Origin of the sequence: Yersinia sp. KBS0713 (assembly GCF_005937895.2) — a bacterium.
In the GTDB taxonomy this organism is placed as follows: Bacteria; Pseudomonadota; Gammaproteobacteria; order Enterobacterales; family Enterobacteriaceae; genus Yersinia; species Yersinia bercovieri.
In genome coordinates, this window is the sequence record NZ_CP042173.1 from 1,749,740 (window position 1) to 1,761,667 (window position 11,928).

Sequence of the window (11,928 nt, forward strand, 5' to 3'; positions counted from 1 at the left end):
GCACTCCGGGCAGTCAGGGGATGTGATCCTGTGCCGGCAGTGCGATATGTCAGTGGCCTTACCCTCCCTGCCTTATGGCACCAAAGCGGTATGTCCGCGCTGTAAGACCACACTGACCGCGCGGTGGGATGAGCCACGTAAGCGCCCGGTTGGTTATGCTATCAGTGCACTGCTTATGCTGTTGCTGGCGAATATGTTCCCCTTCGTTAAAATGCGCGTCGCGGGGATCACCAGTGAAGTCACCCTGATCCAAATACCCAAAGTGATGCTGGCGGATAACTATGCCAGCATGGCAACGCTATTTATGGTGCTGGTGCAGTTGATACCGGCCTTCTGTATGGTGGCAATTATTCTGCTTTGCCTGCGGGTTCGCATGCCCAACCGCTGGAAGGCGTGGATAGCAAAAGCGTTATTCCAATTTAAAACCTGGTGCATGGTGGAGATCTTCCTCGCCGGTGTGCTGGTGAGTTTTGTCAAATTGATGGCCTATGGTGAAATTGGCATCGGCAGCAGTTTTATCCCCTATTGCCTATTCTGTTTGTTGCAAGTGCGCGCTTTCCAATGTGTTGACCGCCACTGGATGTGGCAGGATATTGCGCCGGCACCCGCGTTACCTCATCCATTAATTGCTGGCCGTACCGGTTTGCGCCAAGGGCTGCGCTCCTGCTCCTGCTGTACCGCCATTTTGCCGCAATCTCAGGTGCAATGCCCCCGTTGCCATACGCACGGTTACGTCCGTCGCCGCAACAGTTTGCAGTGGACCATGGCACTGCTTATTACTTCAATCCTGCTCTATATCCCCGCCAATCTGCTACCGATCATGATCACTGAAAGCTTGGGGAACCAAATGGGTTCCACCATTATGTCCGGGGTGATTTTCCTGTGGAGCGAAGGCTCCTATCCGGTGGCGCTGGTGATTTTTATTGCCAGTATTATGGTGCCATCACTAAAAATGCTGGCGATCGGTTGGCTGTGCTGGGATGCGAAAGGCAAGGGCAATACTGATACCGAACGAATGCATTTTATTTATGAAATCGTCGAGTTTGTTGGCCGCTGGTCAATGATTGACGTCTTTGTTATTGCAGTGCTCTCGTCATTAGTCCGTATCGGGCAACTGATGAGTATCTACCCGGCGATCGGGGCGCTACTGTTTGCAATGGTAGTGATCCTGACTATGTTTGCTGCATTAACGTTCGATCCGCGTTTAACCTGGGATCGGATAAGTGACACAACCCAAAAGGAGCCGCAAGGTGACGGACAATAATCCCAGCCAGCATGTGGCGGAAATTGAAAAAATCAAGCGGTGGTCCCCAGTGTGGATCATCCCGATTATCACTGCGCTGATTGGTGCATGGATACTGTTTTATCACTTTAGCCATCAAGGGCCTCAGGTGGTGATGACCACGCTGAATGCTGAGGGTATTGAAGCGGGTAAAACAAAAATAAAGAGCCGTAGTGTGGATGTCGGCATCGTTGAGCAGGTCACGCTAAGTAAAGATCTCAACCATGTGATCGTGCAGGCGCGGCTGAATTCAGGTATGAATACCCTGTTGCACGCCGATACCGTGTTCTGGGTGGTCAAGCCACAGATTGGGCGCGAGGGTATTTCTGGCCTTGGGACACTGCTTTCTGGTGCTTACATTGAGCTGCAACCCGGCAGCAAAGGCAGAACATTAGATGAGTTCACCTTACTGGACTCCCCGCCACTGGCCTCACCCGATGCGAAAGGGCTGCGCATCACACTGGATAGCGAACAAGCAGGGCAGTTGAATGCTGGCGACCCGGTGTTGTTCCGTGGCTATCGCGTCGGTTCGGTGGAAACCAGCACTTTCGATGCTAAATCACGCCTGATGCGCTATCAGCTATTTATTGGCGCGCCTTATGATAGCCTGGTCACCACCAATGTCCGTTTTTGGAAGGACAGTGGTGTCGCCGTTGACCTCTCCTCGCAGGGGATGCGAGTCGAAATGGCATCGCTGGCAACCTTGTTCAGTGGCGGTGTGAGCTTTGATGTCCCTGATGGTTTAGAACTGGGCAAGCCAATCACGGCAGATAAGCCCGAGTTTAAGCTGTTTGATAACCGCAGTAGCATCCAAAACTCACTCTATACGGAACATGAAGACTTCTTGCTGTTCTTCTCCGATTCAGTCCGTGGTTTGCAGTCGGGGGCGCCAGTAGAGTTCCGCGGGATCCGCGTGGGTACTGTCGGCGATGTTCCATTCTTCACCGATGGGATGAGGCAGCGCCTGGATAATGATTTCCGCATTCCGGTGCTTATTCGTATTGAACCGGGCCGTTTCCGCAAAGATTTAGGTCCAGATGCCAATTTCGAACAGCTACTGAAAACCGCCAAACAGCGCGGTCTGCGGGCCTCATTGAAATCGGGTAACTTGTTGACCGGTGCACTGTTTATTGATCTGGATTTCTACCCAGATGCCAAACCGTGGAAAGGGCCGTTGGAAGTGGCGGGTTATCCATTGCTGCCAACAGTTAGTGGCGGCTTAGCGCAGATGCAGCAAAAAGTGATGCAAACACTGGATAAGATTAATAATCTGCCGCTAGACCCAATGCTCAATGAGGTCACAAAAACGCTGGTTGAGAGTCAGAGAACCATGCGTGAGACGCAGAAAACCCTGGAGTCACTGACGGCTATTACCACCAGTCCGGCGATGAAAGATCTGCCACAAGATCTGCAAAAAACCTTGAATGAGCTGAATCGCAGCATGAAAGGCTTCCAGCCTGGTTCTCCGGCCTACAATAAAATGGTCGGCGATATGCAGCGGTTAGATCAGGTCTTGCGTGAGTTACAGCCGGTATTGCGGACGCTGAATGAGAAGAGTAACGCGCTGGTATTTGAAGCAGCAGGAAGTCAGGACCCTCAGCCTAAGAAGGCCAAAAAATGATGAAATGGATGGCAGTTATCGCCGCGCTGTTACTCAGCGCTTGCAGCAGCGAACCTAGCAAAACTTATTATCAGTTACCGGCAATGAGTGCGCCTGCTACCGCCAGTAGCAGCGTGGCATCAAGGCAACTGTGGATTGAGCATGTTGGTGTCGCTGATTATCTCGCTGCGACAGGGGTGGTCTATCAAACCAACGATGTGCAATATGTGATTGCGACCAACAACCTATGGGCCAGCCCACTGGATCAACAGTTGCAGCAAACTTTGGTCACCAATCTGAGTAATGCACTGCCGGGTTGGTTGGTCTCTTCCCAGCCGCTGGATAGCGATCAGGATGTCCTCAATGTGACCGTCACTGGGTTCCATGGGCGTTATGATGGCCGTGCCATCATCCGTGGTGTCTGGATCCTGAAACATCAGGGGCAACTGATTAAGCAGCCATTCGATTTGGAGCTGAAGCAGAGCGAAGATGGTTATGATGCCCTGATCCGCACCCTGGCTGCGGGCTGGCAGCAAGAAGCTGGGACGATTGCCGCCCAGTTGCAGCGGGTTAAATAATATATTGTTCTAAAACAATCTAATCCTCTTTCATTGGTAATAATAAAATTGCTATGAAAGAGGATTCTCATTAAATATCAATCCATTACCTCCAACCACCCTAAATCAATCACTTAGCGTATTCTGCGGGCATAGCTCACAAATGTGACATTGGCGTGAATTTTGCGCATTGCTTTTCTGTTTCTTAAGGACTATCACTTAACTGTGATTGCACATAAAGTGGTCACTGTTTTCTTTCCACCAGACCGAAAGATGAGGGAAACGAGGCATGAAGAGACAGAAAAGAGATCGCCTGGAAAGGGCGTTGTCACGTGGGTATCAGGCAGGTATTTCAGGGCGTTCGAGGGAAATTTGTCCCTATCAAGCTTTAGACGCTAGATCGCATTGGTTAGGAGGTTGGCGACAAGCCATGGAGGACAGGGCTGTGACCGCTTAAGCGGCTCTCTGTCAGACTAAGGGATAACCTCCGCTTTATGCGCATATTGCGGAGGTTGTTAATTAGCCCTTGTACTTAATGATGCCGTGTTGTTGGCTACTCTAATTATCCCACCCAGCGTTTCAGCAAGATACTGGCGTTGACTCCGCCAAAACCAAAACCATTTGAAAGCGCATAGGTCATCTCATGTGGCAGAGCTTTACCCGCCACGATATTCAGCCCCTTAGCCGCAGGATCCAGATTTTCCAGATTCAGCGTGGCGGGAACGATTTGATCGCGTAATGCCAGCACGGTGAAAATGGTTTCCAGCCCACCAGCGGCACCCAATAAATGGCCAGTGGCCGATTTGGTTGATGTCACCGCTAGTGTATCGCCCTCACCAAACAGATGCTTAATGGCATTGATTTCGCCAAGATCACCTACCGGTGTTGAGGTTGCATGAGCATTTAGATGCTGAACCTGCGCCGGTGAAATCCCCGCCTGACGCAAAGCAATCTTCATCGCCCGATAAGCACCGTCGCCATCTTCAGCGCCAGAGGTCATGTGATAGGCATCGGCACTAGTACCATAGCCGACAATCTCAGCCAAAGGCTGCGCACCACGGGCCAGGGCATGTTCCAACTCCTCGATAACCAGCAAACCGGCCCCTTCGCCCATCACAAAACCATCGCGTGCACTATCAAAAGGGCGCGAGGCTTTTTCAGGGGCCTCATTTGAGCCGGTTGATAATGCACGTGCTGCGGCAAAGCCAGCCAAACTGACTTTATCAATCGCGGCCTCAGCACCGCCACATAAGGCAATATCAGCTTCATCGTTGCGAATCATCCGCACGGCATCACCGATAGCTTGCACACCTGCGGCGCAGGCAGTGACAGGTGCGCCAATCGGGCCTTTGAAGTGATGCTTAATCGAGACGTGACCGGCGGCCAGATTCACCAAAAATGAAGGCACAGTGAAAGGGGATAGCCGCTTCGGCCCACGACTGTCAGTGGTGCGCACGGCATGGGCGATAGCGGGGAAACCGCCAATACCCGAACCTATAACAGTGGCGGTGCGCTCCTGTTTCTCTACGTCATCCGCTTGCCAGCCTGCATGAGCAATGGCTTCATCCGCTGCGGCCATAGCAAATTCAATAAAGCGATCCATCTTCTTTTGATCTTTTGGTGCAACAGCTTTATCAGGATCAAAACCTGCTGCGGGGTCGGCCGCAAGAGTTGGGACTTGTCCGCCAATTTTGGTCGGTAAATCGCCGACAATCTCATCGGGCAGCACACGGATGCCCGATTGTCCGGCCAGCAGACGTTGCCAAACAGCTTCGCTACCACAGCCTAATGGGGAGACCACACCCATTCCTGTAATTACTACACGGCGCGTATTCATCATTTTTCCTTTTGAAGCCCAATTGAGTGGGGTGGCTGCCTGGCATCGTCTGACTGCTTGCCTTGCATCAGTGCCAACCGTTGATTAATTATATCGCTCCTGACGGAGCCTGCCGCAAGAGTGACATCTTGCGCACGAATAGGTTGCCCGGAGTGTCTGTCGAGCAATATGGGCTCGACAGGTGTGCCAGTGCGGCGATCCACAAGGAGCACTGCGGGGCCTTCCGGCGCAAAATGCTGATTACCCCAGTGAAACAGGGCTGCAATGACAGGGAAGAGGTCAGTGCCCCGCTCGGTCAGTAAATACTCATAGCGGGCGGGGCGGGGATTATAGAGCCGCTTTTCAAAGATGCCGCTCTCCACCAGATATTTTAAGCGGCGAGTGAGGATGGTTGGTGAGAGCTGCAAACTTTGCTGGAATTCATCAAATCGCGTTAACCCTTGAAAGGCATCACGAATGATCAATATGCTCCACCACTCTCCTACTCGCTCAAGAGAGCGGGCCACCGGACAGGGCATATCTTCAAAACGAGTTCTTTGCATACCATGCACTCTCACTTGGTTACAGTGGATTTAGCTGGCCCATGACCTGAAAATTAGCAGGTCGCCCTGTGACTACGTTTATTGTAGTTACTGAGTAAAAAAAATGCCGTTGGGCATCAAAATAGTGAGTCATCAGTATAACAGTGGGGGGGATGTTACGATCCCCCGCACAAGGAGAGCAGATAAAATACTAGAAAGCGTTGGTGTCTTTAAACAAACCCACTTTCAAGTCGGTGGCGGTGTAAATCACTTTGCCATCAACTAATACTTCACCGTCCGCAACACCCATGATTAATTTACGCATAATAATACGTTTGAAATTAATACGATACGTCACTTTTTTGGCATCAGGCAGCACCTGTCCGGTGAATTTAACTTCACCCACCCCCAGAGCACGACCTTTCCCTTCGCCGCCCAACCAGCCAAGATAGAAACCAACCAACTGCCACATGGCATCAAGGCCCAGGCAACCAGGCATTACAGGGTCACCGATAAAGTGGCAACCGAAGAACCATAGGTCCGGATTGATATCCAGTTCCGCTTCCACATAACCTTTACCATAGGTGCCGCCGTCTTCTGTCATTTTGACGACACGGTCCATCATTAACATATTGCCTGCTGGCAACGGTGGCCCGCCAGCGCCAAACAGTTCGCCACGGCCTGATGCTTCAAGGTCTTCTTTTGTATAGGATTCGCGTTTATCTACCATGTTCTCAGTAAGCCTTATTTTAGTGAAGTGCGCAGAATAGCGTACAGCTGTACGCTGAGCAAGTCCGATCAGCCCTGGTTGAACCAGTTCAACCAACGTAATGGCCACGGCCAACGACGCCTGTCCAGCGGATTTACCTGCGAGATTCGCTCTTGAATTATACCCAACAGACTCGGTTGTTGCTCATCGGCATAGACCACGCCCGTTAATATCGGCAGCGCTTCAGCCACCGTATCAACTGCCCACAGATGGAATTGACCATTTTGCACGGCTTCAATCACCGCCTGATTAAGGCACAAATGACGGACATTGGTGGAGGGTAAAATCACCCCCTGAGTGCCCGTTAGCCCACGGCGCTGGCAAGCCTCGAAGAAACCTTCGATCTTTTCATTCACGCCGCCAATAGGCTGCACATTACCAAACTGGTCAACAGAACCTGTCACGGCAATTTGTTGGTTGATTGGCTGCTGCGAGAGCGCACTGATCAACGCGCAAAGTTCAGCGAGTGATGCACTGTCGCCGTCCACTTCACCATAAGATTGCTCAAAAACAATGGAAGCGGAGAATGGTAGCGGCTGATCGAGATCCAGTTCTGAATGCAAAAATGCCTGCATGATCATCATGCCTTTAGCATGAATATTGCCACCCAGTTCAGCTTTTCGTTCAACATCAACAAACTCGCCATCACCTAAGTGAACAACACAACTGATACGTGCCGGCTCGCCAAAGGCATAAGGGTGGCCTGGGTACTCCAGCACCGACAGGCCGTTAATTTGGCCGACAACTTGCCCTTCAGTATCCACCAGAATTTGGCCTAGCTCTATCTCATCCTGCATCCGCTCGGCGAGGTAGCTATGCCGCCAATCGCGGGCATTCAGTGCCGTTTCCAGCGCGTTGGCGGTAATGGTGTCCTCTTCGACATACAGTGCCGCTTCAGCTAGCTGGTGGGTTAGCCATTGTGGACACAGTGGTAGGCTGCCTTGGTCACCGCTGTAACGTACCGCCTGGCGAAACAGTACCGGCCAGGCATCGACAGAGAGGGGCGGCAGCTGCTTTTGTTGCAATAGCGCATTGATATAGCCGCACCATAAGGTCATGCCATCAATATCGACCAGTGGCAGCTCGACTTCAAACTCACCATAAATAGCCAATTCGCCCAGTTCAGGTTCCATATCATGGAAATCGCCAAGACCGAGACGGTCACCAACCAGAATCAGGCGCAGATCCAATGGCATAGAGGGAATCTGTACCGGCAGAGGGCGGGTTTCATCAGGAGAGAGCCAGTCAAAACGTTGTTGGGCAATCATCTGTTTTAGGCGCAGCCACATTAATGGTTGCGCCTGTAGAGCACGTACCGACAGGATCAAGATGCCGCCATTAGCCTGATGAACCAAGCCGGGTTGCAAACTGATTTGATCTTTATGCCATCTAACACAACCAAACAGTTGCTCTGGCTCGACCCACTCCTGATAGAGGCAGCGTGATTGTGCCGCAAACAGCTCGTCACCACGTTGTGCTGGCTGCCAGGTGACTTGGTGACCATTTATCAGATAATCGCCACCAAACAGGGCTGAAGCCGCAGGTTGCAGCTCTTTAACCGCCTGTGCAATTAGTGCCAGATACTCAGTGCTCTCTTGAGCTTTGATCAGCATGAAACGCGGTTGAGACTGTGGATGACAGAACAGCGTCATGCCATTTTCTAACCGGGGCTGAATCACGGCAAAAGGAACAGGCTCCAATTGGGAGGCAGTAGCGAATAACGCTTCATATGGCGTTGTGTTCGGCAGCAGTGACTGCCATTCAAGTCGGTTATTGGTCAAAGTAATAGATGCAATCGTCAAAAAGGGAAAGGGCGATTATACAAGAATAAAGCAGGCTGCATACACGTAGAGTAGCAGTTGGTGGCAAGGAGTAAGACATCGGCAGTATTCCGTACAAAAAACAATCTATTCATGTGCTTTTAGTAGGGTGAAATTCTGTGTAAAGCTGTTATGCTTGATTTAAGTTACGCGGTCACTAAAGAGCTCACGATGAAATATCAACAACTGGAAAATTTGGAAAGTGGTTGGAAATGGGCGTATTTGGTAAAAAAACACCGTGAAGGTGAAGCCATTACCCGACATATCGAAAACAGTGCAGCTACGGACGCCGTAGAGCAACTGATTAAGCTGGAAAGTGAGCCAGTGAAGGTGTTGGAGTGGATTGATGCACATATGAACCAGCAACTGGCGACTCGGATGAAGCAGACAATCCGCGCCAGACGTAAGCGGCATTTTAATGCAGAGCATCAACATACCCGCAAAAAATCAATCGATTTAGAGTTTTTGGTCTGGCAACGTTTGGCAGCCCTTGCCCGGCGTCGTGGTAATACGCTTTCGGAGACAGTGGTTCAGTTGATTGAAGATGCTGAGCGCAAAGAGAAATATGCCCACCAGATGTCCTCTTTGAAACAGGATTTGCAGGATATTCTTGGTAAAGAGAGTTAATCTGTCTGGTATTCGGAATTTGAGATTACTCCGGAAACACCATAAGAAAAGACTCTGTGACCCAGCAGTGCTTATTCTCATAAAAAAAACCCCGCAAAGCGGGGTTTTTTACGAAAGCTGTAAACTTAAGCCTGTGGCTGAGTTACAACTTCTTTGTAGCCTTTAACTTCGATCTCTACGCGACGATCTGGTGCCAGGCACTCGATCAAAGCAGCACGTGGTTTCACGTTGTCACAGGTGTTACCTGTAACTGGGTTCGCTTGGCCTTCACCGCGAGCGGTGATTTTTTCAGCAGGGATACCTTTAGAAACCAGGTAATCACGCACGCTGTCAGCACGACGCTGAGACAGAGCTAAGTTAGGAGCTGGTTGACCGATACGGTCAGCAAAGCCCAGAACCACTACAGAACCATCTTTAGGATCGATAGAGCTCAGCTGAGAATACAGTTGGTCCAGAGCTTGCTGGCCTTCTGGTTTCAGAGTTGACTTGTTGAAAGCGAACAGCACGTCAGATTTCAGTGTGAAACGCTTAGTATCAACAACTGGCGCTGGAGCTGGAGCTGGCGCTACTGGCACAACTGCATCATCCTGACCGAAACGGTAAGATACACCTACGCTCAGCATGCCATTGTCTGGACGAGCACCAACGGTAGCACGGTCACCGATGTTGTTAACCCACTGGTATTCCATACGGGTTGCCCAGTTTTTGGTCCAAGCGTATTCAGCGCCCAGAGCAACCAATGGAGAAACACCGGTGTCGTGGCCACTAGTGCGGTCGCCATTGACAGAACTGGTAGCATCTGCACGCCAAACCATACCACCCAGACGAGTGTAAACGTCCAGATCTTGTGCAACAGGGTAGCTCAGTTTAGCAGCTAACTGTACGCCTTGTGCTTTGAAAGCACCGTTGTTGGTGTCGCCTTTATAAGGCATACGGCCAAGCCAGTCGTATCCCATTTCAAAGCCCAGGTATTGGTTCGCTTGGTAACCCAAGAACGCACCAGCACCCACTTGGTCTTTATGAGTTGGGCCGTCATTTTCAATGATGGAACCAGTATCTTGGAACTGGGACCAGCCCAGTTTACCACCGGTGTACCAGGTGTTATCTTTCGGTGCGGCTTGCGCTACTGTAGCGAAACCAGCCAGTGCCACTGCTAATGCGATAGCTGTCTTTTTCATTTTACGCCTCGTTATCATCCAAATAGGCAATGAGCTTTAAAAAGCCAAGCCCTTGGTTAAAATTCTTCGTTAAGGTTTTAACGCTCCCGTTAAGCACGCTGCCAGTATGATTTGGCATTTTAGAGCAACCTTAGCGATGTAAAGTCTACAACGTGGCGAGAAAGTTACAAGTGTGATGTAATAAACGGCCTGAAAAAAAAGCGAAATAGTACATAATCTTTAACGATTTAGTGGTAAAAAGCAGCCTTTTCTATGCGACATTTTCTGCTGGAAGCCGCATTCCGACTCGCTTTATGTCAGTTCCACAGGAGTAAGCGCTAAATATTGTAATAATTCATGGGATAAATCCTAAATTCACTTAATGATACAAAGAAGAATGAATTTTTAACGTTGCGCACTGTCCTTGACCCGTTTTTGTGTCATTCAAAGGGTGCATAACAAACCCATAAGCATTTCCTAACTTTGCTGCTAAACGTAAACGAATACGATCATCGTCTGATAGCTCCGGTAGCCAGCCAAGCACAACACTATAATTCCCCGTCAATAATGCTTTTTCCATCGCATCAACAGTCGACAATGGATTGATTTGCCTTAGCTGAACAACCTTATGCGCTGGTAAACCTGATTGCTGTAACCAGATACGGCTCAATTTCTGTTGCGGTGTTAACCATAAGAGCCATCGAGATTGCTTACCAAGCTGTTGTAATAAAGGGAGTAATAGCTGGGTTACCGCAGGTTGGTTTTCACTGTACACAAGTTCACTGATAAGGCCACTATCTGTTGGAGCATCAACTCTTTGTGCGGCATCGCGGGTAACAAGAGAATGATAATTAGCATGATAAGGTTTTAGTGATTGAGTACGCATAATGAACCTCGCCTGTAGTATCCTGTATGTATATACAGTAGTCGCTGTTTATTCGAAGATCAACTAAATTTTTACAAGACGCTTCGCATAATTGCGAAGTAAACCCGTGCAAATTCATTTTGTATTTGGCTAGGCAATCCATTTTGCGTATTTTCTAATTAGTTGTTCCTCTTACACTTATTGCAACTAAATAGGGACGTTAGTTCGGATTTTTACTAAAGGAGTAGTTATGGAAAACGCATCAGAAAACAAAATCATGCAGGCACGAGATTGCTTTAATTTTTTAGGCCAGATCACAGTTCGCTCACTGTTTGGCGGCTATGGACTATTGGCTAATGGGATTATGTTTGCTGTGGTTTCTGAGGGGGAACTGTATTTACGTGCCAATGATCAGGTTGAGGGGCTATTTCGCGCGAGGGGGATGACGAACCTTGTTTACGCCAAACGTGGGATACCGATTTTGCTGCGCTACTATCGGGTCGATGCTTTTTTATGGGAGGATGAACGCACGCTGCGTAATTTTGCAGAGCGCGCTTATCAGGAGGCCAGAACTGAGGTTTTAAGCAAAAAAGGCCCCACAGTCAGACTGAAGGATTTACCCAATCTTAGTGCTAGCCTTGAGCGGTTATTATGGAAGGTCGGCATTAAGAATGCAGCGGAGTTGCGGCTTGAGGGCGCTAAGCGCTGTTATTTGAAATTACGTGCGGTACGACACTCGCTTGGGATAAATGTTTTGTTGTCACTGGCGGGGGCTATCAGTGGCTACCACTATGCTGCATTGCCGTTGATGATACGTGTTGAGCTAGTTGAATGGTTTGAGACACACATCAGCGCAGTCTATGAAACAGCATAACCACGGGCCATCGAGGATG

At 49.8% G+C, this 11,928-nt stretch carries 12 protein-coding genes; 6 read left to right on the forward strand and 6 right to left on the reverse strand.

Annotated features, from left to right (window positions below):
- Positions 1-46 precede the first annotated feature (46 nt).
- The 4 genes from pqiA (at position 47) to rmf (ending at position 3,896) form a co-directional block, all read left to right on the forward strand.
- Complete coding sequence (gene pqiA, locus FFE93_RS08185) at positions 47-1,264, forward strand: membrane integrity-associated transporter subunit PqiA (protein WP_409994337.1); 1,218 nt, start codon at positions 47-49, stop codon at positions 1,262-1,264.
- Positions 1,251-2,903 (forward strand): intermembrane transport protein PqiB, encoded by a 1,653-nt coding sequence (pqiB, locus tag FFE93_RS08190; RefSeq protein WP_049601389.1) that lies wholly within the window; start codon positions 1,251-1,253, stop codon positions 2,901-2,903. The genes pqiA and pqiB overlap by 14 nt, the downstream gene beginning before the upstream one ends.
- Complete coding sequence (pqiC, locus tag FFE93_RS08195; protein ID WP_032898817.1) at positions 2,900-3,460, forward strand: membrane integrity-associated transporter subunit PqiC; 561 nt, start codon at positions 2,900-2,902, stop codon at positions 3,458-3,460. Before pqiB ends, pqiC begins: the two co-directional genes overlap by 4 nt.
- A gap of 268 nt (positions 3,461-3,728) precedes the next feature.
- Positions 3,729-3,896, forward strand: coding sequence for a ribosome modulation factor (rmf, locus tag FFE93_RS08200; RefSeq protein ID WP_005170911.1), 168 nt, complete (start codon positions 3,729-3,731; stop codon positions 3,894-3,896).
- A gap of 105 nt (positions 3,897-4,001) precedes the next feature.
- Here the strand turns inward: rmf and fabF are convergent, their stop codons facing one another.
- The 4 genes from fabF to FFE93_RS08220 all read right to left on the reverse strand — a co-directional run bounded on the left by fabF (position 4,002) and on the right by FFE93_RS08220 (position 8,347).
- A complete protein-coding gene (gene fabF, locus FFE93_RS08205; protein ID WP_049601385.1) occupies positions 4,002-5,276 on the reverse strand; it encodes a beta-ketoacyl-ACP synthase II in 1,275 nt (424 codons plus the stop codon).
- Positions 5,276-5,818, reverse strand: coding sequence for a winged helix-turn-helix transcriptional regulator (locus FFE93_RS08210; RefSeq protein WP_049601381.1), 543 nt, complete (start codon positions 5,816-5,818; stop codon positions 5,276-5,278). Before FFE93_RS08210 ends, fabF begins: the two co-directional genes overlap by 1 nt.
- Before the next feature lie 190 nt (positions 5,819-6,008).
- Positions 6,009-6,527, reverse strand: a complete 519-nt coding sequence (gene fabA / locus FFE93_RS08215) for a bifunctional 3-hydroxydecanoyl-ACP dehydratase/trans-2-decenoyl-ACP isomerase (RefSeq protein WP_005160035.1) — start codon at positions 6,525-6,527, stop codon at positions 6,009-6,011.
- A 68-nt stretch (positions 6,528-6,595) separates the two neighbouring features.
- Entirely contained in the window at positions 6,596-8,347 is a 1,752-nt protein-coding gene (locus FFE93_RS08220) for a Lon protease family protein (protein ID WP_032898822.1), read from the reverse strand.
- A gap of 210 nt (positions 8,348-8,557) precedes the next feature.
- On the opposite strand from FFE93_RS08220, the gene matP reads away from it, so the two are divergent.
- Entirely contained in the window at positions 8,558-9,013 is a 456-nt protein-coding gene (gene matP, locus FFE93_RS08225) for a macrodomain Ter protein MatP (RefSeq protein ID WP_032898824.1), read from the forward strand.
- A 125-nt stretch (positions 9,014-9,138) separates the two neighbouring features.
- Here the strand turns inward: matP and ompA are convergent, their stop codons facing one another.
- Positions 9,139-10,191 (reverse strand): porin OmpA, encoded by a 1,053-nt coding sequence (gene ompA, locus FFE93_RS08230; protein WP_054872804.1) that lies wholly within the window; start codon positions 10,189-10,191, stop codon positions 9,139-9,141.
- A gap of 358 nt (positions 10,192-10,549) precedes the next feature.
- A complete protein-coding gene (gene sulA, locus FFE93_RS08235; protein ID WP_005278795.1) occupies positions 10,550-11,056 on the reverse strand; it encodes an SOS-induced cell division inhibitor SulA in 507 nt (168 codons plus the stop codon).
- A 229-nt stretch (positions 11,057-11,285) separates the two neighbouring features.
- On the opposite strand from sulA, the gene FFE93_RS08240 reads away from it, so the two are divergent.
- On the forward strand, positions 11,286-11,909 hold the full coding sequence (locus FFE93_RS08240) for a TfoX/Sxy family DNA transformation protein (RefSeq protein ID WP_005278797.1): 624 nt from the start codon (positions 11,286-11,288) through the stop codon (positions 11,907-11,909).
- Positions 11,910-11,928: the final 19 nt, after the last annotated feature.

What these genes read in the sequence shown, in the direction of transcription:
- FFE93_RS08210 (WP_049601381.1), bottom strand. Translation starts at nt 5,818, where the DNA reads ATGCAAAGAACTCGTTTTGAAGATATGCCCTGTCCGGTGGCCCGCTCT.
- matP (WP_032898824.1), top strand. Translation starts at nt 8,558, where the DNA reads ATGAAATATCAACAACTGGAAAATTTGGAAAGTGGTTGGAAATGGGCG.
- FFE93_RS08240 (WP_005278797.1), top strand. Translation starts at nt 11,286, where the DNA reads ATGGAAAACGCATCAGAAAACAAAATCATGCAGGCACGAGATTGCTTT.
- fabA (WP_005160035.1), bottom strand. Translation starts at nt 6,527, where the DNA reads ATGGTAGATAAACGCGAATCCTATACAAAAGAAGACCTTGAAGCATCA.
- fabF (WP_049601385.1), bottom strand. Translation starts at nt 5,276, where the DNA reads ATGAATACGCGCCGTGTAGTAATTACAGGAATGGGTGTGGTCTCCCCA.
- sulA (WP_005278795.1), bottom strand. Translation starts at nt 11,056, where the DNA reads ATGCGTACTCAATCACTAAAACCTTATCATGCTAATTATCATTCTCTT.
- pqiA (WP_409994337.1), top strand. Translation starts at nt 47, where the DNA reads ATGTCAGTGGCCTTACCCTCCCTGCCTTATGGCACCAAAGCGGTATGT.
- rmf (WP_005170911.1), top strand. Translation starts at nt 3,729, where the DNA reads ATGAAGAGACAGAAAAGAGATCGCCTGGAAAGGGCGTTGTCACGTGGG.
- pqiC (WP_032898817.1), top strand. Translation starts at nt 2,900, where the DNA reads ATGATGAAATGGATGGCAGTTATCGCCGCGCTGTTACTCAGCGCTTGC.
- ompA (WP_054872804.1), bottom strand. Translation starts at nt 10,191, where the DNA reads ATGAAAAAGACAGCTATCGCATTAGCAGTGGCACTGGCTGGTTTCGCT.